Genomic DNA, 24130 nt, shown 5'->3' with positions numbered 1-24130 from the left:
TGGGGCAACAATAATTTCGCGTCTTTATTTCAATCTATCTCCAATTCTCCTGATTTATACAAATTATAATCTTTCGAAAGCAACACCATAAACTTGGTAATTTCATCCTGAGCCTGACGGGTCTCCGGCGATATTTCTGCTTTTTTCATCCGAAGCATTAATATACCGTACAAAAAATTAAAACAAATCTCAATATCACTTATATCAGTTTGTATCTGCTGTTTTCTCAGTTGGGTGATAAAGGGAAGAATGTGATAGAATTTAGCAGTATAAGCCACATCCTTACCCGAAGCAAGGATACTCTGATGCAAATCACCCAGTTCTATTATAATATTTTTATTTATCTGGATATGACCTGATTTTTCGACTCCTTCGAGTTTCATCATTTCTATCAAATCCTGATACCAGTTGTATAACAATGCTTTATCTTCTTTTTCAAGCTGCTGAGGTGATATCACCTTCTCGTTTACTACCTCAATACTTAGCCCACACGCACGAATAATATCCTCTACCTGCCACATATAGAGCAAGTATTCCACAATATTTTCTTTTCTTAATTTCTGAGCAATAAACATTTTGTTATTTTAAGTTACAAGCAGTTGAAAGGTAAAAGGCAAAAGTAAAAATCCACATTAATCACATTAGCACATTAGTCTCATTGGCATATTGGCACATTCAGTTTTGTTTATTCATCGTCAAAATCCCAATCAAAGTCCTCATCAATGTAATGCGGAGCCACAAAATCGTCAAGATCGCGGCGTTCCTTTTTCGTAGGTCGACCCGTACCTCTGGCACGACTTACATTGCCGGCCAGTTTGCCAAGCTCTATCAGTTCAAGCTGGTCGGGAGTAGTCACATCCCGCATAAATCCCGGTACAAGTTTAGCATTCATCCTGTTTTCGGATAAGGCTAATACTTCAAACGAATACATTACCGGATTTTTTCTGATCTGAATAACATCGCCCACCTTCACATTTCGCGAAGGCTTTACCGCCACTCCTGCAATAAACACTTTTCCCTTTTTACAGGCTTCGGCAGCCAATGAGCGTGTCTTAAACAACCTGACAGCCCACAGCCACTTATCAATCCGCACCTCTGTTTTCATCACCGGAGCTTATTTATTATTATACTGATTCATTGTTGTTTGAAGCCCTGCCAAACAAAAACTCTTAACAATCTCCACCGCTTTATCCACTCTGGCAGGCAAAGATAGTGATTCTTCATCCGTCCAACGTCCTAAAACATAATCTACCTGTCCGCCTCTGGAAAAGTTATCGCCTACACCAAACCGCAAACGGTTGTAGTTATTGTGCCCTAATACGTCTTGAATATTGCGCAAGCCATTATGCCCTGCATCAGACCCTCTGGGCTTGAGGCGCAGTGTACCGAACGGCAATGCTATATCATCTACAAGGATAAGGAGATTCTCCAATTCTATTTTCTCCTTATTCATCCAATAACGCACAGCCATCCCACTCAGATTCATAAAAGTAGAAGGTTTCAGCAGGATAAGCGTACGCCCTTTCAGCTTCACGGTACACGTGGTACCGTACCGGCCATCCTCAAAAAAAACATTGGACGCCTCTGCAAAAGCGTCCAATATTGTAAATCCTATATTGTGGCGGGTATTATGATACGCAGGACCAATATTCCCCAAACCTACAATCAAATATTTCATAAAGAATATTATTTTTTCGCAGCAGCAGCGGCAGCAGCGGCACCACGGGCAGCTCTTGTAAGCTTAACTTGTGCAACAACCGCATTTTTAGCATTCAATATTTCTAATTTATCTACTGAAACGCTTCCAACCTGAATTGATTTTCCTAATCCTAAAGAAGTAACGTCTAATGTAATGCTTTCAGGAATTTGGGTATAAATACCTCTCACTTTAAGTTTACGCATTTCAAGACTCATTTTACCCCCTGCTTTCACACCTTCGGCCAAACCTGACAGCTTAACAGGGATTTCAACCACTACAGGCTTTTTATCATTAACCTGTAAAAAGTCGATATGCAAAATTTTATCTGTTACCGGATGGAATTGCAAATCTTTCATGATAGCTTCTGATTTTTTTCCATCAATATTAAGCTCTACCAAATATACTTCTGGTGAATAAACCAATTTACGTAAATCAGAATTAGTTGCAGTAAAGTGAGTGTTTTTTTCGCCTCCATACAATACGCATGGAACAGCTTCTTCGCTTCTTACTGCTTTAGTTGCTTTTTTACCTAAGTCTTCTCTAACTTTTCCGTTTAATTCAAATGTTTTCATTTTTTCATTTTTTTGTGTTACTCAAAATTTAAGCGTTTGTTATTTTAAGTGATTAGCCGCTTAATTTCCCATCACACTTTCTTTTTTCAAAAAAGCGTGGCAAAGATACGTGTTTTTTTCAGCATTCACAATCTTTGCCCTGTTTTATTTCACATTCAGTAGCCTGAATAAATTTCGATTTTACAATTGAACAGCTTAGCAATTAAACACTCCGGCTTACTCATCCGGCCCATTGCCAGCCAAACCTGTAGGCTTTAAAGGATTAGCACTTATCTCTTTTTCCCACGTACGTTTCCGGTAAATATCATAAGCCATATAAAGCGCCTGACGGAACGAGTTTTCCGAAGCCTCGTTTTTCCCCGCCAAATCGTAGGCAGTACCATGAGCCGGAGATGTACGCACCACTGACAAGCCCAAAGTTACATTCACCCCTTCGTCCATCGAGAGGGCTTTGAAAGGAATCAATCCCTGATCGTGATACATTGCCAAAATAGCATCAAACATTCCGAATTTATCCGAGCCAAAGAAACCATCGGCAGCGTAAGGACCTACACAAACAATTCCTTCTTCTTCCGCCTTTTTCATTGCCGGAACAATAATTTTTTCTTCCTCATCGCCAATCACACCATTATCACCTGCATGAGGGTTCAGCCCCAGCACAGCTATACGTGGCCTGATAATACCAAAATCTTGTTTCAGAGCATTATTCAGCACGCGTAGTTTACCAACGATAAGTTCCTCGCTTAACGTTTTTGCCACACTCTTCACCGGAATATGACCTGTAGCTACCGCTACACGCGTAATATCGCTTGCCAGTAGCATAACAGCAGAGTTTCCGTCCGCAAATTTTTCTTGCAGATACTCCGTATGTCCCGGAAACGAAAAATCGTCCGACTGGATATTCTCTTTGTTAATCGGCGCTGTAACGAGCGCCTGTAAATCGCCATTTTTCAAATCTTCGCTTGCACGCTCCAATGCCACAAAAGCAGCCTTGCCCGCTTCCTTAGTTGAGCGCCCAAACTCCACTTTAATATCCTCATCCACACAGTTAACTATATTTATCCGCTTAGGAGCAGCCTCGCTTACCGAGTTTATCATATTCAGGTTTAAATTCACCAAATCCAGATGCTTCCTATAGTAAGCCGCAATTTTTGAAGAACCATAAATCACCGGAATGAAATACTCATATACATGATTGTCGGACAAAGCCTTCAGGATTACCTCATAGCCTATGCCGTTTATATCTCCGTGTGTTATACCAATAACAATTCTTTCTTCCATAAATATTTAATAATGTACCAATATGATTAATATACCAATGCGGCTAATTCACTTGTAACCCGTAATTTTATCACAATTTCCACTCAAATCCGTCTTTCGTATCTTTTATCTCGAAACCAAGCGCAGTAAGTTCGTTACGTATTTTATCACTTGTAGCCCAATCTTTATTTTTTTTAGCCTCGAGCCTGATGTCCAACAGCAAATCTATTGCTTTTTTATAAGCATCGGCACCTGCCGAATTATCATTTACAGTTTTTAAACCTAATATATCTTTTATAAATAAATCGAAAACAGATTTCAACTCATTCAAATCTTCTGCCGATATTGTCTCTTTTCCGTCGTGAACAAGATTTATAGCCTTCAATGCCTCAAAAAGGTGTGAAATTACGATTGGCGTATTCAAATCATCGCACATTGCCTCCTCACACTTTGCTCGTAAACCGGACACATCAACAGTAGATTTATCCGACGGAGTTAGTTTTTGCAAACGGGCATACCCTTCGAGCATACGCTCCAATCCTTTTTGCGAAGCCTGCAAAGCCTCGTTGCTAAAATCGACAGTACTACGGTAGTGAGCTTGCAAAATAAAGAAACGAATAGTCATCGGGCTATATGCCTGAGCCAGCATAGGATGGCTACCCGTGAAAAACTCGTCCAGCGTAATAAAATTACCCAACGATTTGCCCATTTTCTGGCCGTTTACAGTAATCATATTATTATGCATCCAATACTTCACTGTATCTTTTTTCAGAGCAGCGCACGATTGCGCTATTTCACACTCATGGTGTGGAAAAATCAAGTCCATACCTCCGCCGTGAATATCAAACTCCTCGCCCAGATACTTAGTACCCATAGCCGAGCATTCCAAGTGCCATCCGGGGAAGCCCACGCTCCAAGGTGAGTTCCAACGCATAATATGTTCGGGCGAAGCCTTTTTCCAAAGGGCAAAGTCCACACTACGGCGTTTTTCCGATTGCCCGTCAAGCTCACGTGTTGTTTCGAGCATATCGTCGATATTACGCCCCGAAAGTATTCCATAGCGGTGGTCTTTGTTGTATTTTTCTACATCAAAATAAACCGAGCCTTCACTCTCGTAAGCATAGCCCGAATCCAATATCTTTTGTACAAATTCTATTTGCTCAATAATATGACCCGACGCGTGAGGCTCTATACTTGGCGAGAGAACGTTCAGTTCATCCATTGCCCTATGGTAGCGATTCAGATAATATTGTACTACCTCCATCGGTTCAAGTTGTTCCAAACGGGCTTTTTTCGCAACCTTATCTTCACCTTCATCCGCATCATTCTCCAAGTGCCCTACATCAGTTATATTGCGCACATAACGCACCTTATAACCCAAATGCATAAGATAGCGGAAAAGGATGTCGAACGTAATAGCCGGACGGGCATGTCCTAAATGCGCATCACCGTAAACCGTAGGGCCGCACACATACATGCCCACATTAGGCGAATGTAATGGCACGAATTGTTCCTTTTTACGATGAAGCGTATTATATATATGAAGTTTATGTTCCATTTTTTCAAATCGGATTTTATATACTTTACTTAAACGTTTCTTCTACTTTCTTCCTATTAATTTATTTTTCACCACTTTCCCTCGTTTTATTTGCAAAAGAATATTCTTTTTTTTCTTATCACTTTTTACCAGTGGTTCCCGAATTTCCTCCACCTTACCCTCATAATATGTTTTACGACAGAATTTCATCGTACACCAACTTGCTAAAATCATCCCGTCTTTCTCTTTGAAAGGAATATCATTTTTAGTAAAAAGGACTTTTATATCTACACTTGATTCCCAAGGATAAGGATAGAGTATTTTTTCCAGATACAATTCATTATCCAAAATACGCCAATAAGCACGATAACCACGCCAGCAAAATGTACCTGCCGGTTTAAATGGTTTTGTTTTAAATTCAACCGACTCCAAAGGAAAACTTTTCAAACAAAAAGTATCTTTCTCTACAATGAGTAAGTCACAAGACTGCGTAGTTGCAAATAGTCCTCCAATAGACAAAGAAAAGAAAAACAAATAAATGAAAAGCCTTTTCATCGCACTCTGGTATATTTAAGAAAATCCTCTTTGTTTTTTTAAATGGTCGTATGCATCTTTTACCGAACGGAATTTCTCTTCTCCTGCCTTCTTTACATCATCGCCTAAACCATTCAGTTTATCAGGATGGTATTTCATCGCCATTTTGCGGTATGCTTTCTTTATATCATCGTCGCTTGCAGATTGTTCTATCTCCAGCACTTTATATGCCCAACCGGCATCTTGCTTTTTTGTATATGGCGCACGTATCGAATCAAAATCGAGTGTACTGATTCTGAACAAACCGGAAATCCGTTGCAAAAGATTAAACTCAGCCGGAGTTATTTCACCATCGGCATAAGCTATCTGAAAAAGCAAGTGGAGCAATTCAAGTTTCGACGAATAGTTCATAAAACTATTTATCTGCATTGCCACTTCCACTTCATTTATATTTTTCTTTAGTAGTTCTTTCAGAATAGACAGAGCCTCAAGCGCACCCTGCTCTCCAAAATTTGCCACCAAAAACCGTTTAACTACATCCAGTTCCGCTTTTTTTGGGCTACCGTCAGCTTTCATCACACAGGCAATGAGAACGAGCAAACTCATTTTAAAGTCGCCCTCAGCCGTATTCTGACGCGAAAAAGGAGATTGAGTACTACTACTATCTACACCACTGTCAAAAATAGAACCTATCGCAAACCCTATAAGCCCCCCGATTGGGCCTCCTAACGCCCAGCCAAGTCCTCCACCAATCCATTTTGCAAATTTCTTCATGAAATAAAAATTATTTGTATATAAAATGCCTTTATTCAAAGGCATTAACAAATATCATGTAATATTTCTTTTACTGACAAAAGTACATATTTTTTATTAATAAGCAGCCACTTTTGTCAGAAAGGGAAGTGAGAAATCCAGATTTAATTCTTCTCCGATAAAAATAGAAACAAAATCAAAAATACGAGTTGATTGATTTTATTATCTCGCAATCCATTCCTATTCCAGTGATTTATCCTTGATTTGTTTAGTATTCGCTTCACCTTCGACAGCATGAATGCTTTTTGCATTGAGTGGACTTACAACATCCTTTCCTGTTTCGGCTTCAAGTTTCAGGCGAGCATCTCTGGCAATACTTCCTCCACGACGTGCTACATCTTCGTGTTCGGGAAATGATTCCGGATTAACCGTTTCTGATATTTCTTTAGTCGATAACTCAGCAAGCATATTTAAAACCAATTCTTTATTAGTCATATTGTCGCGAAGGTTTTCTTTTTTCAACCCTTTGAATTGCTTATACTCTTTAGCGGTTTTATCTGCCCAGCTTTGATAAATAACATCCGTTAAAACAGCAAATTCAACACCTTCTTGCAAACCAAGCCGCTTCCATTCATCGGTCAGACCTTTGCGTATCTCAATACTTTTCAAGCGTTGATTTATCCAATTATCAGAATAACCCAGACGCTTGTAGTCAGTCATCGCCTGCTCTATAGACAACTCAGGGTCTTGTAGTTGGTCGAGTCGCTGGCTACCCACTTCTGCCAACCACATTTTAAATGGTTCTGCCTTTTTTGAAGGTATAGACTGAATTAGGCGAAAAACTTGTTCTGTATCGACAACATCGGTTTTATAATACTTTCCATCAGTAGCAAGCAATTTCAGTTGGTTAGTGTCACTAACCAACTCACTCCCCTCGGCTTTCAGCTTGTTTTTCAGCCATTTCCAATAATTTCGAACCTTCTTATAATCAGACTGATCGGTAAGTATGGCAATAATATCCAACACAGAAAACCACCATTTTTCGGAATCTTCATCCCAAGCAGTACGCACTTGTTGCTTCTCGAATAATTGTATTTTATTTTCCATAAACTCTATTAATTGACCAGCAATACCGATTTACATTCTGAGAGGTTATCTAAATTTTACTCGCAAAATAAATTTTGGTGATTTTTTGTGAAAAATTCAGACAGCTCTAAGTTCCATAGTTCAGACACCACACTCTCATTTACTTAAAATTTATCCGCCGCACTTTATAACCTTCTTCTTCTAAAATAGAAGCCACTTTTGCCCGAAAATCCCCTTGTATCAGAATTTCGCCACCACGCGCTGAGCCGCCTGTACCGCATTTTACTTTCAGGAGTTTAGCCAGTTCTTTCAACTCGTCATCAGTACCCTGAAACTCGGTAACAAGCGTAGCCGGTTTGCCATTGCGCTTATCCAGCTCTACACGTAATTGTTGTTTTTTGCTCACCGGCTTATTTTGCACATCCTCTGTAGAGGCGTTGTTCTCCTCCGATTTAGGCACAGCATCATACAATGCATTCAATTTATCTTTCCAATCCATAATAAGAAGTTAGAAGCTAATAGTTAGTAGTCAGACTACAGATGAAGCACAAAATTACAATAATAATTCTATCATTGATAATCAACTTAATAAAATTTATTTATACTAATTGCAATCTCCACTTTGCAAAATGCAAAGTTTTTGCTACTTTTGCAATCTCATTTTACACACAGCAATGGAGGCATTCTACCGGACACATCAATATTTGGTCGAACACGTTTCGTCGCCGGTTAAGCGATTGTTAATGAATGAAATCGACTGGTCGCACCGTTTGATTGGTATCAAAGGGAGCCGTGGCGTAGGGAAGACTACTTTTTTGCTGCAATATGCAAAAGAACGGTTCGGCGCAACCGACCGTAGCTGCCTGTATATTAATTTCAATAACTTTTATTTCACTGCCCATACGCTTGTTGAATTTGCCGAGCAGTTTTACCGCCAAGGCGGGAGAACATTGCTTTTAGACCAAACTTTCAAATACGAAAATTGGTCGAAAGAATTACGTGAGTGCTACGACCGTTTTCCTGAGTTGCATATCGTTTTTTCCGGCTCTACGGTCATGCGTCTGATTGAAGACAACGAGGATTTAAAAGACGTGGTTGCATCTTACAACCTACGTGGGTTCTCATTTCGTGAATTCATATACCTGCAAACCGGTAAAAATTTTCCGGCCTACACGCTGGAAGAGATTATAAGCAACCACGAAAAAATAGCACGGGAAATATGCTCGCAGGTACATCCCTTCGATTATTTTCAGGACTATCTGCATCATGGCTATTATCCTTTTTTTCTGGAACAACGCAATTTTTCGGAAAATCTGGTAAAAACCATGAATATGATGCTGGAAGTAGACATCCTGCTCATAAAACAAATTGAACTGAAATACTTATCCAAGATACGGAAACTACTTTACCTACTGATGACGAGTGCCCCGGCAGCACCAAATGTAAGCCAGTTAAGTAAAGACATCGAGACTTCGCGTGCCACTATAATGAACTACATCAAGTACTTACAGGATGCACGCTTACTAAACCTGCTCTATACCGAAGGGGAAGTATTTCCTAAAAAACCAAACCGGATTTACGTTCACAACACGAATCTGATGTACGCTGTAAGTCCGGGAGGAGTGGATAAGGGCGCAGAACACCGTACTTTTTTATATAATGCGCTACATGCCAAGCATAAAGTGAATATGTGCCGCCATCATACCGATTTTTGCATCGACCAGTACTATCATTTTAAATGCGAACAAAAGCCACAGTATGCAAAATATAATCCGAAAGTATTGTATGCTGTAGATGATATTGAAGTAGGCACAAAAAATGAGATACCACTGTGGTTGTTGGGATTTTTGTATTAATCGTCATCATCAATGCCCTCTTTTTTCGACAAAGAGGAAATTAAAGTGGAGAAAAATATAATATTATGGAAGAAAAGATTTGTCAAAGCTGTGGAATGCCAATGCGTACTGCCGATGATTTCGGCACCAATGCCGCTGGCACTCTAAATCAGGAATACTGTGTTTACTGCTATAAAAACGGAGCTTTCACTCAGGACATTACAATGAACGAAATGATAGAGCACAACCTGAATTATCTGGACGAGTTCAACAAAAATTCGGATACCAAATTCAGCAAAGAAGAAGCCCGTAAGGAAATGAGAGAATACTTCCCTACATTGAAACGCTGGAAGAGGTAAAAAAAAAATTGTAAAGCCCCGCAGGGGCGGGATTATGCATAACCGTATGCAAGCGAGGAACGAGCGCAGCTTACGGACAAACAACACAATACAAAATAAAGCCTCGCAGAGGCGAGATTATTATTGATTGATGAGTTACGTACAATTGTTATATCATGCAGTTATCCGTACCAAGGCAAACGAACCAACGCTTTCTCTTGAGCATTCGGATGAGTTGTATCGTTATATTTGGGGCGTTATTAAAAACAAAAACAGCGTTTTATACCGGGTGAATGGCATGGAAGACCATGTTCACATCCTGTTTTCGCTTCATCCTACTATTGCGTTATCTGATTTCATGCGCGATTTGAAAGTAGAAACAAGCAAGATGCTAAAGCGAACTGTCGGTTTTGAACATTTTACAGCCTGGGGAGAAAAATACGCAACACTGACATATAGTTTAAGAGATAAAGACACGATAATAAATTATATCAAAAACCAACGGGAACATCACAAAACCGTTACGTTCAGAGATGAGTATGAGGCTTTTCTCAAAGAGATGGAATTGAAACTGGACGAGAGGGATTGGGAACGATAATCTCACCCCTGCGGGGTTTTAGCGGAATCTACGGTCAATGCCGTAAGTTGCGCTCGTTTCTCTCGCTTACATACGGTTATGCATAATCCCGCCCCTGCGGGGCTTTGCAAACCATTTTAAGAATAAAATTAAGAATGAATAATTAATATAACTAAGATACATTTCAAAAGTTCCTTATTGGGGTTTAGGAAGTGTGTTTTTAATTTTACAAACAAAAATGGCTAAAACTAAAAAATTTTTGACTTGTGATGGTAATCAGGCTGCTGCGCATATCGCGTATATGTTCAGCGAAGTAGCTGCGATTTACCCCATCACTCCGTCGTCCACTATGGCTGAATACGTTGATGAGTGGGCTGCAACCGGCCGTAAAAACATTTTCGGCGAAACGGTACAAGTACAAGAAATGCAGTCGGAAGCTGGTGCTGCAGGTGCTATGCACGGCTCATTGCAAGCAGGCGCACTGACCAACACGTTCACAGCATCGCAAGGTCTGCTGTTGATGATTCCTAACATGTACAAAGTTGCCGGAGAATTACTTCCGGGTGTTTATCACGTTTCAGCACGTGCATTGGCTTCTCACGCACTTTCTATTTTTGGCGACCATCAGGACGTTATGGCAACCCGCCAAACAGGTTGCGCCATGCTGGCTACCGGTTCGGTACAAGAAGTTATGGACTTAGCCGCAGTTGCTCACTTAACTGCTATCAAAACACGCGTGCCTTTTGTACACTTTTTCGATGGATTCCGTACATCGCACGAAATTCAAAAAATCGAACAATTAGATAACGACGATTTGGCTCCGCTACTCGACAAAGAAGCATTGGCTGCTTTCCGTCAACGTGCATTGAATCCTCAGGCTCCTGTAGTACGTGGTACTGCACAAAACCCAGATATATACTTCCAAGCTCGCGAAGCATGTAACCCATTCTACGATGCAGTTCCTGCCGTAGTTGAAGAATATATGAACGAACTGAGCAAAATCACAGGACGCAAATACGGCTTGTTCGATTACTACGGCGCACCTGATGCCGACCGTGTAGTAGTGGCTATGGGTTCGGGCACCGAGGCTATCCGCGAAGGTATCGACTACCTGATGGCGAAAGGCGAAAAAGTAGGTATGATTGCCGTTCACTTGTATCGTCCTTTCTCAGCTAAACATTTCTTAGCTGTTCTTCCTAAAACTGCAAAACGCATCTGTGTGCTCGACCGTACAAAAGAGCCGGGAGCAGGTGGCGAACCTCTATACTTAGATGTAAAAGACGTTCTTTACGGAAAAGCAGACGCTCCTCTTGTAATCGGCGGACGTTATGGATTATCGTCGAAAGACTTTACTCCTGCTCAAGTATTGGCTATTTACGAAAATCTGGGCATGAACGAGCCTAAAAACCACTTCACAGTAGGTATTGTTGACGATGTTACTTTCACTTCGCTTCCATTGAAAGAAGAAATACCAATGGGTGCGGCAGGTACATTCGAAGCTAAATTCTACGGACTTGGTGCTGACGGTACAGTAGGTGCCAACAAAAACTCAATCAAAATCATTGGTGACAATACTGATAAATACTGTCAAGCATATTTCTTCTACGATTCGAAAAAATCGGGAGGTTTCACTTGCTCGCACTTACGTTTTGGCGACAATCCTATCCGTTCTACTTACTTGGTTACAACACCTGACTTCGTAGCATGTCACGTACAAGCATACTTACGCCTGTATGATGTAACAAAAGGTTTGAAGAAAAACGGAACTTTATTATTGAATACTGTTTGGAACAAAGAAGAAGTATTGAAAAATCTTCCTGATAACGTAAAACGTTATTTGGCAAAAAACAATATTACCCTTTATACCATCGACGCGACAACTATCGCTCGCGAAATCGGGTTAGGTAACCGTACAAACACTATTCTTCAATCGGCGTTCTTCAAAATTGCAAACGTAGTTCCTTACGACTTGGCTGTATCGCAAATGAAATACATGATTAACAAATCGTATGGCAAGAAAGGCGAAGACATCGTAAACAAAAACTACGCTGCAGTAGACCGTGGCGGAGAATATACAAAAATCGACGTTCCTGCAGAATGGGCTGATATTAAATTGGCTGACGAAGTTGGAACCGATAATGCACCCGAATTCGTTAAGAAAGTAGTGCGCCCTATCAATGCGCAAGCCGGCGACGACCTTCCTGTTTCAGCATTCAAAGGACGCGAAGACGGTACTTGGGACCAAGGAACTACTAAATACGAAAAACGTGGTGTAGCCGCTTTAGTACCCGTATGGACTTCGACTAACTGTATACAGTGTAACCAATGTGCTTATGTTTGTCCTCACGCTTCTATCCGTCCCTTTGTGCTGGATGCAGCAGAACAAGCGAAAGCACCATTCACCGACACACTGAAAGCAACAGGCAAACAGTTTGAAGGAATGACCTACCGCATGCAGGTAGACGTATTAGACTGTATGGGTTGCGACAACTGTGTTGATGTTTGTCCGGGCAATAAAAACGGGAAAGCACTGCAACTGGTTCCAATCGAAACTCAATACGAAGAACAAAAGAACTGGGATTACTGTGTAAACAACGTAACTTCGAAACAGCACTTGGTTGACACTAAAGTGAACGTTAAGAACTCTCAATTCGCAACTCCGCTGTTCGAGTTCTCAGGAGCTTGTTCGGGTTGTGGCGAAACTCCATACGTTAAGTTGATTTCGCAACTGTTTGGCGACCGCCAAATGGTAGCAAACGCAACCGGTTGTACTTCAATCTACTCAGCTTCGGCTCCTTCTACTCCATATACTACCAACGAAAAAGGACGCGGTCCGGCTTGGGCAAACTCATTGTTCGAGGACAACGCCGAGTTTGGTTTAGGTATGGTGTTCGCAGTAGAGCAAATGCGCGACCGCTTGGTACGCTTGATGACTGAAGCACAATCATGCGACTGCTGTTCGGCCGAAATGAAAGCATTATTTACAGAATGGATTGAGAACCGTAACGATGCCGACAAAACCATTGAGCTGGAAGCTAAAATCACTCCGCTTGTAAACGCTTGCGACTGCGAAATCTGCAAAGAAATATCAGGATTGACTCAATACCTGATTAAACAATCGCAATGGATTATCGGTGGCGACGGTTGGGGTTATGACATCGGTTTCGGTGGATTAGACCACGTTATCGCTTCGGGCAAAAACGTAAACATTCTGGTTGTCGATACCGAGGTTTACTCAAACACCGGAGGTCAGGCTTCAAAATCTACTCCAGTAGGTGCAGTAGCTAAATTTGCGGCATCAGGAAAACGCATCCGCAAAAAAGACCTTGGTATGATTGCCGCTACTTATGGTTATGTTTACGTGGCTCAGGTGGCAATGGGAGCTAACCAAGCACAAACATTGAAAGCTATCCGCGAAGCTGAGGCTTACGATGGTCCATCAATCGTTATTGCCTACTCACCATGTATCAACCACGGTTTGCGCGCCGGAATGGGCAAAGCTCAGGCTGAACAAAAACGTGCTGTTGAGTGTGGCTACTGGCATTTGTACCGCTTCAACCCTGAATTGGAAGCTCAAGGACAAAACCCAATGCAACTGGATTCGAAAGAACCGGATTGGAGCAAATTCCAAGACTTCCTGAAAGGTGAGGTGCGTTATACATCGCTGATGAAACAATTCCCTGCACAAGCCGAAGAATTGTTTAAAGCAGCCGAAGAAAATGCTAAATGGCGTTACGCAGGCTACAAACGTATGGCCGACCAGCAGTTTTAAGAATAATTATTCTTAAATGAATTACATAAACAAGCTACCCGAATTTTCGAGTAGCTTGTTTTATTATATATTTGCATAATCAAACCATTATGCATAATGTAGCCACTAAAAAATAAATCTATCTCTCATGGAAGAACAAATTCAGCAAAAAGAAGAATCGAAAGCAGGAAATGCCTTTTTTGATAAAGAAAAAGTAAAATCCGGCACCGATTTTTTTTCATATAAAGTTTCCGCTAATTATTCAGGGATAGCGGAGTTAACAGATACAATAAATTTCTATTTAAACAGCAAATTCGAAAGCGAAGAAATCAGCGATTTCAACGGCTTCATCGAAATAAACCTCGTATCGCCACTGGGAATACCCGATGCCGAAAAAGCATTTTTATCAGCCGAAATTTTAAACAACGAAGTTCTGCAAAAAATAAAAGACTGGATTATTGTTACGGGAAATAATCTTACAGTAACATTCAAAATTCAGAACGATATTACAGGCAAGTTTTTACTAACCCGAAAAACAATAAGAGAGATAGAGCAAAATCGGAAAGAAAGCAAGAAAGGCGGTTGTTTTCTTCTCGCACTAAAGTTTATTTATTACCTGTTTTTCTATGGCGGTGGTCTTACAATCTTGCTATCCGGCACATTAGCCATACAAGATGGAAAAGTCAATATAGGTATTTCGCTTATAGGCTTCTCAGTCATTTTATTCTCAATACCTTCAATTATAAAATCGCTCACAAACAAAAGGAAAGAAAAAAAGAAGAAAGGATAAATAGCAGCAAACTCCCCACGCGAAAGATTCGTGCGGGAGCAGACGAAAATCATTACATTTGTAGTTAACTTCAATATACACACATAAGAAACAATATACTATATGAAAATCGTAGCATTTAACGGAAGCCCACGCAAAGGGGGAAATACGGAGCAATTAATCGAAGAAGTTTTCAAACCCATCCGCGAAGCGGGCATCGAAACAGAATTAGTGCAAATAGGAGGAAAATTGCTCAGGGGATGTGCGTCTTGCTACACCTGCTTCCGGACAAAAGACGGTCAGTGTAGCATCAAAACAGATGGAATGAACGAATATATCAGAAAAGCACAGCAGGCAGATGGCATCATCTTAGCCTCACCCACTTATTACGGGAGCGTAAGCGCAGAGATGAAAGCATTCATGGATAGGTTGGGGTTAACTACTATCGGGCAAGGACGCACACTCACCCGCAAAGTAGGTGCTGCCGTTATCAGCGTGCGCAGAGGTGGCGCAGTTACCGTGTATGATGAATTGAACCGTTTCATGCTCGGTAGCGGTATGATTGTTCCCGGCTCTACATATTGGAATTTCGGCATAGGAGAAATGCCCGGCGAAGTTTATGGCGACGCCGAAGGACTTAGAAACATGAAAGACCTTGGTGAACAGCTAAGTTGGCTTCTGAAAACGACACATGGTGCATTGTAACAGTAGAAGAAGTAAAAACGATTGAAACATAAAACTTTAACACCTATGACACTCAAGCCCCTTACTTATCAGATTTTTTGCGTTAGCTTATTGATTATTATCGTCGTATTGCTTATCAATAGAAAAAATATGGAAAAGGAACAAACCATAATACCGGATAAAGTAAAACAGGAAGCTGTTTTGTCCAATATCCAAAGCCGAAAAAGTGTACGAAACTACATAGCTGATAAGACTATCAGCAAAGAAGATATCACCACACTTATAAAAGCAGGTATGGCAGCGCCATCGGGAAAAGATGTACGTCCGTGGGAAATTATTGTAGTTGACAACAAAGAAATACTTGCCACTTTAGCAGAAAAATTACCTTATGCTAAAATGCTTAAACATGCTCCATTGGCTATCGTAGTGTGTGGAAACAAAGAAAAATCGTCCTACTGGTATCTCGACTGCTCGGCTGTAACACAAAATATCCTGCTTGCTGCCGAAGCATTAGGGCTGGGTGCGGTGTGGACCGCGGCATATCCATACGACGACCGCATGAATGCAGTAACAGAATCAATCGGACTGCCGGAGAATGTTCTACCCCTGAACGTTATTCCGATTGGCTATCCCGAAGGCGAAACCAAGCCTAAAGACAAATACGATGAATCGAAAATTCACTATAATGCGTGGTGATACGAACACAATAAATAAAGGCTGCCCGTGAAGAGCAGCCTATATCATTATTATCTTAAAAATTAGGCAGCAAGTACTTATCCCTTGCTTCAAATATCTTGTCTACCCTGTTTACCTCCAAAAAGGTAGTGCCAAATCCATCCCCAAAACTTCCGCTAAGATAACATACGTAATCTTCGCTCTGGAGGAAACCGTTTTTCAGAAGCTCCTGTAAGCCCAGCAGAAAATACTGTTGAGTATTGCCCGTCTCTACCTGATAAACGGGAATTACACCATACGACAAGGCTAGCTCGCGTGTCAGGCGTTCGTGGTAACAAAGTGCCAAGATAGGATTCTCACCACGATAAGCAGCCAAGAAACGGGCTGTTTTACCACTATACGTATCTGTAATTATAGCCTTTGTAGATACCTGTCCGCCTGCTTGTACCGCAGCATTGGCCAAGAAAGAGGTTATATCATTTGTAGCCAGCGGCACGGGAATATCGTTTTCCGACATCTTTGTTTTTTCCGCTTCCTTTGCCACTTTTGCCATCGTACGTACTGCTTCTACCGGATATTTACCATAGGCAGTTTCACCGCTAAGCATCAACGCATCGGTACGGTAATAAATAGCATTGGCAATATCTGTTACCTCGGCACGCGTAGGACGTGGGTTGTTTATCATCGAATGAAGCATTTGCGTAGCTACAATAACAGGTTTTTTGGCAGCAACACATTTGCGTATCAGCCTGCGCTGTATTCCCGGAATTTTTTCCTGAGCCACCTCTATACCCAAATCGCCACGCGCTATCATCACACCATAACAATATTCAAGTATCTCATCAATATTATCAACACCTTCCTGATTTTCTATCTTGGCTATAATCTTGATAGGGCTATTATGCTCGTCCAGAATCTTTTGTATATCAATCAGGTCTTCTTTGGTACGTACAAACGAGTGTGCTATAAAATCGAGGTTTTGCTCTATTGCAAACAAGATATTCTGCTTGTCACGCTCTGTAAGCGACGGCAAATTAATACGTACTCCCGGAACATTTACGCTCTTGCGCGAACCCAGTATGCCATCATTTAATGCACGGCAAAACAAACAATCGTCCGTTTTAGATTCTACCTTCAAGTCAATCTCGCCATCGTCGATTAACACATCGTCGCCAATATGCAAATCGCGTACAAAAAACGGATAGTTCACCGCAATACATTTTTTGGTAGAAACAAGGTCGGGATTACCCGTCACACACACCAAATCGCCGGTAAAAAGCTCAATTCTATCATTTTCGGCAACTGTGGTACGCACCTCAGGCCCTTTTGTATCAATAAGCAAGGCGATATCGCTACCAACTTCGCGAACGTTATTTATAATTTTCAGAAAGCCCTCACGCTGCAAGTGAGCCGAATTCATCCGCACTACATTCATACCTTCTTCATACAACTCACGCAAGAAATCAACATCGCAACGCTTATCACTGATGGTTGCAACAATCTTAGTAAACTTCGACATATAATATTTAAAATTTTATTTGAACTGAAGAATTTAAAATAAGAAAAATCACAGGAATGCCTCTATGGCCAAACGGTAGGAATCGAGCCCGAAACCCACAATACATCCTTTCACTACAGGCGAGAGAAATGATTGGTGGCGGAATGGCTCGCGGGTAAATACGTTTGAAATGTGGACTTCAACAACCTGAACCGAAACGGATTTAATAGCATCAGCTATAGCAATGGAAGTATGAGTGTAGGCACCTGCATTCAGAATTATTCCATCAATGGAGAAACCAACTTCCTGAATTTTATCAATTATTTCCCCTTCGATATTCGACTGGTAGTAACTCAGCTCTGCTGTTTCCCGAAAACGCTCTTGCAGTTCATCAAAAAAATCGTCGAACGACTGATTGCCATAAACCGAAGGTTCACGCTTTCCCAACAAATTCAAGTTAGGTCCATTGATTATTAAAATACGCTTCATATTTAACAGTTAGCCTTTTATTCCGAAAATTACAGACAATTATAAGTGTGTAAACAGAGCAATAGCATCAAGCAAATTTTATCTGCTAAAAAATCATGGATAGACAAGGTTATCTCATTACAAAAGCTCAAGACGAAACATTACCAAAGGAAGTATTCTTGATGCTATCTGAAAAAACCCAAAATGAGATAATATTAACTCAGTTATGAACGCCCGTATAAAAATCATGGGGATTGACAAAACACACGAACAGGTTTTCAACGTTCCCTTTGGCAGCAATACAAAACTGCAAATATTTTTGCAAAAATAAGAAAAAAATCTATTTCCTGCTAAATAAGAAAAGGATGCGGATAAATTCTTTTTTATTTGTCACGAATTTATCCGAACCCTTTTGTACATGTTCGTATTTAAAAGAAATTATCCGTAAATAATTTTTCCGTTTTCGTCTTTAAAATCGTCAAAACTTTTATTATACTGCTCCATAGCACGGTAGCTCATACCCATACTTGAAAAACCTCCATCGTGGAAAAGATTTTGCATAGTTACTTTTTTAGTCAAATCGCTAAACATAGCAACACAGTAATTAGCACAATCGTCGGCCGAAGCATTACCTAGCGGCGACATACGTTCCGAAAAATCGAGCAAAGAATCAATTCCTTTTACACCGCTACCGGCAGTGGTCATAGTAGGCGACTGCGATATAGTATTAATACGTACATTCTTCTCACGCCCGTATATGTAACCAAAACTCCGTGCAATAGACTCAAGCATTGCTTTAGCATCGGCCATATCGTTGTAACCAAACATAGTGCGCTGCGCAGCCATGTATGTAAGTGCTACTACAGAGCCCCATTCGTTTATGGCATCCATCTTTTTGGCAACCTGCAGCATTTTATGAAACGAAATTGCCGAAACATCAAGTGTCGTATCCAGCATATCATAGTCCAAATCGTCGTAAGTACGTTTTTTACGAACGTTTGGCGACATACCAATAGAGTGAAGAACAAAATCTATTTTTCCTCCAAGAGCTTCCATCGATTGAGCAAAAACAGCTTCCAAATCCTGTACATTTGTAGCATCGGCAGGAATAAGTTTCGCGTTCAGTTTCTTGGCAAGTTCATCAGTTGTCCCCATACGGACAGCCAGTGGAGTATTCGACAATGTAATTGTAGCACCTTCTTCTACAACACGTTCTGCTACCTTCCAAGCAATTGACATATCATTCAATGCCCCGAAAATAATACCTTTTTTACCCTTTAATAAATTATTACTCATAATCGAAAAACTAATTATTTTGGCACAAAGATACATAAAATGTGCAATAATATCCAAATATAAAATTATTTATATCTTTGAAGGGTTTTTTAGGAAAAGAATAATATCATCTGTTTTGGCACGAAGATTGTTGCTTTTTCATTTGCTTCAAACTTCTTTTTCTGGTTACAAAATGAATATTTATAAAATTACCTTTTTTCTGTTTCTATCTTGTACTTTGTCACTAATAGCACAGGACAAGAATTTACCAATACGAACACCCGAACAAGAAGCTACAAGGCAGACAGAAAGGCTGCAACAAGAACTAAACCTCACCCCCGAACAAACCAGAAAGGTATACGAAATAAACCTGCGTTATGCACGGCAGCGTCAACAATCAAACACACGCAGCGAAGCCATGGAACGGACAAAAAATAAAGATGCTGATCTTAAACGCGTATTAAACAACGAGCAATACAACCAACTTCGGGACAAACACTACGAACGTTCCACCTACAAAATTCCTGCCGACAATCAGCGTCCGGTGATAGAAAACAGCCGGCAAACCATTCCATCGCAAGACAACAGAAGCACTTCGCCGTCGAGAAGCAACAGCACACAAACAGACAGCCAAAGAACCACTCAGCCATCGGGCACACCTACAAGAACAAATAATCCTGCATCGACAACCCGCGAAGGCAACCGCCCGGTCAGGGAATCGACAAACCAAACCACGCCTACAGATGCAAACAAGAGCAGAAACAGCAACACAAGCCCGACACGGCAACCTGAGGGGACACGCTCCAACTCCTCAACCTCAACACGCAAACCAACATACCAGCCCATGATGCCTCAAAGCCGAAATTCCGGTTATTATAATAATTCCAGAACTCAACAACAACCGTCACGCCAACAGAACATAAACCGCCCTGCACCATCGCAAAGACCATTGCAAGGCAACAGCAGCAGTCCCGCTTCAAGAAGTTCCGGCGGAACCGGTTCAAGACAATCTACCTCAAACAGCAACCGCAGATAAAAAAATGGGGAATCCGTATTTCAGTTTCAAACAATTCACCGTTTACCACGATTTATGTGCTATGAAGGTAGGTATCGACGGGGTTTTGCTCGGCGCATGGGCCGATGTAAAAAACGCAAACAATATACTGGACATAGGAACAGGTAGCGGGCTAATAGCCTTAATGCTGGCACAACGCAACCCCGATGCTACAATTACAGCGATAGATATAGACGAAAACGCTATTCTGCAATCCGAAATCAACATAAAAAATTCTCCTTGGGGCAACAGAATAGAAGTCGGAAAAAACTCACTTCAGGATTTCATGTTATCATCTACGAAAAAATATGATCTCATCGTATCCAACCCACCTTTCTTCATCAATTCGATGAAAGCCCCCGAAGACACACGAACTACCGCACGCCACACAGATACACTGACACACGAAGAATTGATTACGTACTCAAAAGCACTGATTACCCCGAAAGGCAAACTATGTATAATTTTGCCAATCAATGAAGGGGAAAAATGTATCGACTTTGCTGAAAATTCAGGATTATTTTGCAATAAAAAAGTATCTGTTTTTCCAAAACCAGGCTCACCTGCTAAAAGGCTACTATTAGGGTTCTCATTAGAAAAACGGGAAAGAGAAAACACACATATCACCATCGAAAGCGAAACCCGTCATCAATACACTCCCGAATTTACTCAATTAGCAAAAGATTTCTATTTGAAATTATAACCGAGAATTTCTTAAGTTTACTATTTTTGTAGAAAATTATCTAACCACTCTCCAGTATGGAATTTATTTCAGATCCGTTATTTACAAAAATATATTTAAAAACAATATTGCGATTATTTTTACCGTCATTAGTATTATGTATTACTGCAATAATTGACTTTTATATAAAAAGGAATGAAAAAATAATTTCAGAAAAAGTAATATTAAGTATTCAAATAATAGGTATTGTCACATTCTTTTGGTTTAGTTATCTGTTTTTAAAAAACCTACATATCGCTTTTTCTAAAGCACATATCTTCTCTTGGAGTGTATTTTCTTGGGTAATAACCAATTTATCAAAATCAACAATTTCATTTCTAATTAGTTACCCAATAGCAGGTAAAATCTGCAACAAAACCTTACTTCCCAATAAAAAAACAAAAACATTTCTTTTAAACTTGCAATTAGCCTTAGCCATTTTGATGCTGATATATAGCATAACATATCAAGTGGTTTTTTATTTTGAGTTAGAATCTGCTATACGGCAAACAAATTTAATATTAACGACAATTTATTTTAAGTTGTAAATCAGAAATCTCCTACCTTTAAAATTTCAGACTCATTCTTATTCTTCAAGAAAAGTAGTATAATCGGGCAATCTTTGCTATTGCACGATTTTTTCACGCTGTAAAATGGCAAAGCTTTCAAAAACACTTCAAGATACAATCGTAAGGCAGGTAAAATTTAATGTTAACCGCCGACCACTTCCCAATAGCCACTGCGCGATGAGCCATGATGAGTAATTATGCCGTCCGCACTCATCTTTTGCAAGTGGTACTTAACACCGTCGGGGGTCAATCTCAATATAGCAGCCAACTCGTTGCGCGTGATTTTTGGATTGGCTCGCATCTGTTCCATTATCTTATCGCGTGTTGTACGAGGAGCATTGTTCTCCATCGTCAGCGTCTCATCAATCACACTCAAAATAAATTCTATAAACGGCGTGCAGCCATCCTCACCACCACTAATTGCAATAGCATGATAGTATTCTTTACGATATTTATAAACAACATTTTCGATTGGAAGATTTTTGAAAACAGACCGCCATTCAGAAAGGATAAGCGTTTGCCATAGCCGTCCGATGCGCCCGTTGCCATCAGAAAACGGGTGTATAAACTCAAACTCGTAATGAAATACGCAGCTCTTTATCAGCGGATGTTCTTCAGTCTCATCCAGCCAATCAAATAAATCTCTCATTAAATATGGCACACGCTCTGCCGGCGGCGCATAATGTATAATATCTTTGCCTGATGCCACGCCAACACCCTGCCGACGAAACCGCCCGGCGTCGTCAATAAGCCCCAATTCCATTGTTAGATGTGCTTTCAGCAGGTCATTCATACTGTTAGCATTTAACTCGTCGAGCAGTTCATACGCTTTTATCGCATTACGTATCTCCTGCACCTCATTAATTGGCGCGATAACGGGTTTGTTGTCGAGGATGGCGGTAATCTGGTCTGTAGTCAGAGTATTTCCCTCAATAGCCAGAGAGCCTTGTATAGTCTTAATGCGGTTTATCCGATGCAGCCTTAACTCCTCTTGAGCATAAAGAAGAACACCTACCGCCTCGCTTATCTTAGAAACAAGGTCGATGATTTTAGGCGTTATTTTGTATGGAGGTATATATAACATTGAACAAAGGTAGTAATATTTTCGATTAGGGTAGTTTATTGGGTAGATATTTTAAAACAGTACTACCCAAATCAATCAGAATACGAGACAACCAATTGAATTTATTGGCATATTTATTTACTCCTGCTCTTCCAAAAATTCCAAGTAATCGGGCAATGCCTTTTTAAATTTATCTACAGTTTCTTTCAGTGTCATATAGCTTTCGCCACCGGCAGCATTCAGGTGTCCGCCGCCGCCGAATAAATCGGACGCAACCTTATTTGCAGGGAAAGCGCCTTGTGAGCGTAAAGATATTTTTATCTTATCCGAATCTTCACGCATCAAAACAGAAAATATAACTCCCTCGATAGACAAAGGCATGTTTACAATACCTTCGGTATCTCCCTGACGGTAATTGAATTTTTCCAATTCATCCATACTCAATGCTATCAGAGCGGCCTTATATTTGGGGAATACTTTCATTTTTTTGTACACACAAAACGAGCTTAACTTAAGCCTGTCGACCGAGAAAGTATTGAACACTTTACGGTAAATATCATCCTTGTCAACTCCCAGTTTTATCAACTCCGATATTATATTGTATATCTCAGGCTGATTCGAATTATAGGTAAACCCTCCCGTATCGGTCATCATACCAGTCATAATGCATTGAGCACATTCCAGCGTAATCTTATCAAAATGCCCCATACGGCAGATAGCACGAAAAACAAGCTCGCTTGTCGAAGAAATCTCAGGGTACGAAATCACAATCTGTGCAAAACTATCCGGATGCAGGTGATGGTCGATAAGTATTTTAGGAGCAGGAGAGTTCAGCAAGGCATCCTGCATTTTGTCTACCCTGCTTGGCGTATTAAAGTCAAGGGCAAATATCAAATCGGCAAGGAGGAAAACATCATCAGCTTTCTCTTTATCTTTCTCATAAACAATGATATTGCTTGCTCCGGGCATCCAATCGAGGAATGAAGGAAAGGCACTGGGTACGATTACTTGCGCCGTTTTGCCCAGTTGGTGCAGATAGTGCCACAAAGCCAACGAAGAACCTACCGCGTCGCCATCGGGCCCCACATGGCTTACAATAACTATTTTTTCTTTAATATCAATTGCCTCACGAAGCCGGCTTACAAGGTCTTCTGCTATGATTTTTGAAAGCATATTTTCTGATTTAGTCTAAGTACAAATATAATCATAAATATGAATACCAGCAACAAAACCCTCAATTCACAAGAGCAACCGCATCAAAATATATAGAATTGCTATTCTATTCCTTCGTAGCCGAAACTAATCTTTCCGCCTCAGCTGGTAAGCGTTAAGAAATTCAGCGTAACGAAGCGTTAAACAGGATTTGCTGTTTGACGAGCGAAGCGAGGAGTTTCAAAGCCTGTAGCGTAGTG

Annotated in this window: 25 protein-coding genes; 10 read left to right on the top strand and 15 right to left on the bottom strand. The window is 40.6% G+C overall.

Annotated features, from left to right (window positions below):
* Positions 1-29 precede the first annotated feature (29 nt).
* From D0T49_RS01685 to D0T49_RS01640, 10 genes are all read right to left on the bottom strand, one after another.
* Complete coding sequence (locus D0T49_RS01685; protein WP_163628860.1) at positions 30-575, bottom strand: DUF4924 family protein; 546 nt, start codon at positions 573-575, stop codon at positions 30-32.
* Positions 576-685: 110 nt separating this feature from the next.
* Entirely contained in the window at positions 686-1105 is a 420-nt protein-coding gene (locus tag D0T49_RS01680; protein ID WP_163628859.1) for an RNA-binding S4 domain-containing protein, read from the bottom strand.
* Between the two features lie 9 nt (positions 1106-1114).
* Entirely contained in the window at positions 1115-1678 is a 564-nt protein-coding gene (gene pth, locus D0T49_RS01675; RefSeq protein ID WP_163628858.1) for an aminoacyl-tRNA hydrolase, read from the bottom strand.
* Between the two features lie 8 nt (positions 1679-1686).
* A complete protein-coding gene (locus D0T49_RS01670) occupies positions 1687-2271 on the bottom strand; it encodes a 50S ribosomal protein L25/general stress protein Ctc (protein WP_163628857.1) in 585 nt (194 codons plus the stop codon).
* A gap of 216 nt (positions 2272-2487) precedes the next feature.
* Positions 2488-3552 (bottom strand): 4-hydroxythreonine-4-phosphate dehydrogenase PdxA, encoded by a 1065-nt coding sequence (gene pdxA / locus D0T49_RS01665; protein WP_163628856.1) that lies wholly within the window; start codon positions 3550-3552, stop codon positions 2488-2490.
* 70 nt (positions 3553-3622) lie between these two features.
* Entirely contained in the window at positions 3623-5089 is a 1467-nt protein-coding gene (cysS, locus tag D0T49_RS01660; RefSeq protein ID WP_163628855.1) for a cysteine--tRNA ligase, read from the bottom strand.
* A 42-nt stretch (positions 5090-5131) separates the two neighbouring features.
* A complete protein-coding gene (locus D0T49_RS01655) occupies positions 5132-5623 on the bottom strand; it encodes a hypothetical protein (protein ID WP_163628854.1) in 492 nt (163 codons plus the stop codon).
* Between the two features lie 15 nt (positions 5624-5638).
* Positions 5639-6376, bottom strand: coding sequence for a TerB family tellurite resistance protein (locus tag D0T49_RS01650; protein ID WP_163628853.1), 738 nt, complete (start codon positions 6374-6376; stop codon positions 5639-5641).
* Between the two features lie 219 nt (positions 6377-6595).
* Positions 6596-7462, bottom strand: coding sequence for a Bro-N domain-containing protein (locus tag D0T49_RS01645; RefSeq protein ID WP_163628852.1), 867 nt, complete (start codon positions 7460-7462; stop codon positions 6596-6598).
* A gap of 139 nt (positions 7463-7601) precedes the next feature.
* Positions 7602-7940, bottom strand: a complete 339-nt coding sequence (locus D0T49_RS01640; protein WP_163628851.1) for a translation initiation factor — start codon at positions 7938-7940, stop codon at positions 7602-7604.
* 175 nt (positions 7941-8115) lie between these two features.
* Here D0T49_RS01640 and D0T49_RS01635 point away from each other — a divergent pair, with 175 nt between their 5' ends.
* The 7 genes from D0T49_RS01635 to D0T49_RS01605 all read left to right on the top strand — a co-directional run bounded on the left by D0T49_RS01635 (position 8116) and on the right by D0T49_RS01605 (position 16091).
* A complete protein-coding gene (locus D0T49_RS01635) occupies positions 8116-9297 on the top strand; it encodes an AAA family ATPase (RefSeq protein WP_163628850.1) in 1182 nt (393 codons plus the stop codon).
* Positions 9298-9362: 65 nt separating this feature from the next.
* Positions 9363-9635 carry a zinc ribbon domain-containing protein gene (locus tag D0T49_RS01630; protein ID WP_163628849.1) on the top strand — a complete coding sequence of 91 codons (273 nt, stop codon included), beginning with the start codon at positions 9363-9365 and terminating at the stop codon, positions 9633-9635.
* A gap of 130 nt (positions 9636-9765) precedes the next feature.
* Positions 9766-10212 (top strand): IS200/IS605 family transposase, encoded by a 447-nt coding sequence (tnpA, locus tag D0T49_RS01625; RefSeq protein ID WP_163628848.1) that lies wholly within the window; start codon positions 9766-9768, stop codon positions 10210-10212.
* 217 nt (positions 10213-10429) lie between these two features.
* The gene (gene nifJ / locus D0T49_RS01620) at positions 10430-13963 is read left to right on the top strand and encodes a pyruvate:ferredoxin (flavodoxin) oxidoreductase (protein ID WP_163628847.1); all 3534 of its coding nucleotides are present in this window, start codon (positions 10430-10432) and stop codon (positions 13961-13963) included.
* Positions 13964-14090: 127 nt separating this feature from the next.
* Entirely contained in the window at positions 14091-14732 is a 642-nt protein-coding gene (locus D0T49_RS01615; RefSeq protein WP_163628846.1) for a hypothetical protein, read from the top strand.
* A gap of 102 nt (positions 14733-14834) precedes the next feature.
* Complete coding sequence (locus D0T49_RS01610; RefSeq protein WP_163628845.1) at positions 14835-15416, top strand: flavodoxin family protein; 582 nt, start codon at positions 14835-14837, stop codon at positions 15414-15416.
* A gap of 129 nt (positions 15417-15545) precedes the next feature.
* Positions 15546-16091: a nitroreductase family protein gene (locus D0T49_RS01605; RefSeq protein WP_163628844.1), complete on the top strand. Its 546-nt coding sequence runs from the start codon at positions 15546-15548 to the stop codon at positions 16089-16091.
* Between the two features lie 55 nt (positions 16092-16146).
* On the opposite strand, the gene pyk is transcribed toward D0T49_RS01605, so the two are convergent.
* The 3 genes from pyk to D0T49_RS01590 form a co-directional block, all read right to left on the bottom strand.
* Positions 16147-17589: a pyruvate kinase gene (gene pyk / locus D0T49_RS01600; RefSeq protein ID WP_163628843.1), complete on the bottom strand. Its 1443-nt coding sequence runs from the start codon at positions 17587-17589 to the stop codon at positions 16147-16149.
* Positions 17590-17637: 48 nt separating this feature from the next.
* Positions 17638-18057 carry a type II 3-dehydroquinate dehydratase gene (gene aroQ / locus D0T49_RS01595; RefSeq protein ID WP_163628842.1) on the bottom strand — a complete coding sequence of 140 codons (420 nt, stop codon included), beginning with the start codon at positions 18055-18057 and terminating at the stop codon, positions 17638-17640.
* Between the two features lie 417 nt (positions 18058-18474).
* Positions 18475-19332 (bottom strand): enoyl-ACP reductase, encoded by an 858-nt coding sequence (locus tag D0T49_RS01590; protein ID WP_163628841.1) that lies wholly within the window; start codon positions 19330-19332, stop codon positions 18475-18477.
* Between the two features lie 172 nt (positions 19333-19504).
* Here D0T49_RS01590 and D0T49_RS01585 point away from each other — a divergent pair, with 172 nt between their 5' ends.
* The 3 genes from D0T49_RS01585 to D0T49_RS01575 are packed head-to-tail and all read left to right on the top strand — an operon-like array spanning position 19505 to position 21634.
* Positions 19505-20347, top strand: a complete 843-nt coding sequence (locus D0T49_RS01585; RefSeq protein WP_163628840.1) for a hypothetical protein — start codon at positions 19505-19507, stop codon at positions 20345-20347.
* Between the two features lie 4 nt (positions 20348-20351).
* Positions 20352-21068, top strand: a complete 717-nt coding sequence (locus D0T49_RS01580) for a tRNA1(Val) (adenine(37)-N6)-methyltransferase (protein ID WP_163628839.1) — start codon at positions 20352-20354, stop codon at positions 21066-21068.
* A 56-nt stretch (positions 21069-21124) separates the two neighbouring features.
* Positions 21125-21634: a hypothetical protein gene (locus D0T49_RS01575; RefSeq protein WP_163628838.1), complete on the top strand. Its 510-nt coding sequence runs from the start codon at positions 21125-21127 to the stop codon at positions 21632-21634.
* A 163-nt stretch (positions 21635-21797) separates the two neighbouring features.
* Here the strand turns inward: D0T49_RS01575 and D0T49_RS01570 are convergent, their stop codons facing one another.
* A complete protein-coding gene (locus D0T49_RS01570; protein ID WP_163628837.1) occupies positions 21798-22739 on the bottom strand; it encodes a Fic family protein in 942 nt (313 codons plus the stop codon).
* A gap of 117 nt (positions 22740-22856) precedes the next feature.
* Positions 22857-23891 (bottom strand): bifunctional oligoribonuclease/PAP phosphatase NrnA, encoded by a 1035-nt coding sequence (locus tag D0T49_RS01565; RefSeq protein WP_163628836.1) that lies wholly within the window; start codon positions 23889-23891, stop codon positions 22857-22859.
* Between the last annotated feature and the right edge of the window lie 239 nt (positions 23892-24130).

Origin of the sequence: Paludibacter sp. 221, from assembly GCF_010501035.1 — a bacterium.
Lineage (GTDB): Bacteria > Bacteroidota > Bacteroidia > Bacteroidales > Paludibacteraceae > QVMH01.
Note: the sequence above shows the minus strand (reverse complement) of the source record. Positions and strands in the feature narration are given on the sequence as shown.

Coding starts and splice junctions, on each gene's coding strand:
- D0T49_RS01685 (WP_163628860.1), bottom strand. CDS start 575: ATGTTTATTGCTCAGAAATTAAGAAAAGAAAATATTGTGGAATACTTG.
- D0T49_RS01680 (WP_163628859.1), bottom strand. CDS start 1,105: ATGAAAACAGAGGTGCGGATTGATAAGTGGCTGTGGGCTGTCAGGTTG.
- pth (WP_163628858.1), bottom strand. CDS start 1,678: ATGAAATATTTGATTGTAGGTTTGGGGAATATTGGTCCTGCGTATCAT.
- D0T49_RS01670 (WP_163628857.1), bottom strand. CDS start 2,271: ATGAAAACATTTGAATTAAACGGAAAAGTTAGAGAAGACTTAGGTAAA.
- pdxA (WP_163628856.1), bottom strand. CDS start 3,552: ATGGAAGAAAGAATTGTTATTGGTATAACACACGGAGATATAAACGGC.
- cysS (WP_163628855.1), bottom strand. CDS start 5,089: ATGGAACATAAACTTCATATATATAATACGCTTCATCGTAAAAAGGAA.
- D0T49_RS01655 (WP_163628854.1), bottom strand. CDS start 5,623: ATGAAAAGGCTTTTCATTTATTTGTTTTTCTTTTCTTTGTCTATTGGA.
- D0T49_RS01650 (WP_163628853.1), bottom strand. CDS start 6,376: ATGAAGAAATTTGCAAAATGGATTGGTGGAGGACTTGGCTGGGCGTTA.
- D0T49_RS01645 (WP_163628852.1), bottom strand. CDS start 7,462: ATGGAAAATAAAATACAATTATTCGAGAAGCAACAAGTGCGTACTGCT.
- D0T49_RS01640 (WP_163628851.1), bottom strand. CDS start 7,940: ATGGATTGGAAAGATAAATTGAATGCATTGTATGATGCTGTGCCTAAA.
- D0T49_RS01635 (WP_163628850.1), top strand. CDS start 8,116: ATGGAGGCATTCTACCGGACACATCAATATTTGGTCGAACACGTTTCG.
- D0T49_RS01630 (WP_163628849.1), top strand. CDS start 9,363: ATGGAAGAAAAGATTTGTCAAAGCTGTGGAATGCCAATGCGTACTGCC.
- tnpA (WP_163628848.1), top strand. CDS start 9,766: ATGAGTTACGTACAATTGTTATATCATGCAGTTATCCGTACCAAGGCA.
- nifJ (WP_163628847.1), top strand. CDS start 10,430: ATGGCTAAAACTAAAAAATTTTTGACTTGTGATGGTAATCAGGCTGCT.
- D0T49_RS01615 (WP_163628846.1), top strand. CDS start 14,091: ATGGAAGAACAAATTCAGCAAAAAGAAGAATCGAAAGCAGGAAATGCC.
- D0T49_RS01610 (WP_163628845.1), top strand. CDS start 14,835: ATGAAAATCGTAGCATTTAACGGAAGCCCACGCAAAGGGGGAAATACG.
- D0T49_RS01605 (WP_163628844.1), top strand. CDS start 15,546: ATGGAAAAGGAACAAACCATAATACCGGATAAAGTAAAACAGGAAGCT.
- pyk (WP_163628843.1), bottom strand. CDS start 17,589: ATGTCGAAGTTTACTAAGATTGTTGCAACCATCAGTGATAAGCGTTGC.
- aroQ (WP_163628842.1), bottom strand. CDS start 18,057: ATGAAGCGTATTTTAATAATCAATGGACCTAACTTGAATTTGTTGGGA.
- D0T49_RS01590 (WP_163628841.1), bottom strand. CDS start 19,332: ATGAGTAATAATTTATTAAAGGGTAAAAAAGGTATTATTTTCGGGGCA.
- D0T49_RS01585 (WP_163628840.1), top strand. CDS start 19,505: ATGAATATTTATAAAATTACCTTTTTTCTGTTTCTATCTTGTACTTTG.
- D0T49_RS01580 (WP_163628839.1), top strand. CDS start 20,352: ATGGGGAATCCGTATTTCAGTTTCAAACAATTCACCGTTTACCACGAT.
- D0T49_RS01575 (WP_163628838.1), top strand. CDS start 21,125: ATGGAATTTATTTCAGATCCGTTATTTACAAAAATATATTTAAAAACA.
- D0T49_RS01570 (WP_163628837.1), bottom strand. CDS start 22,739: ATGTTATATATACCTCCATACAAAATAACGCCTAAAATCATCGACCTT.
- D0T49_RS01565 (WP_163628836.1), bottom strand. CDS start 23,891: ATGCTTTCAAAAATCATAGCAGAAGACCTTGTAAGCCGGCTTCGTGAG.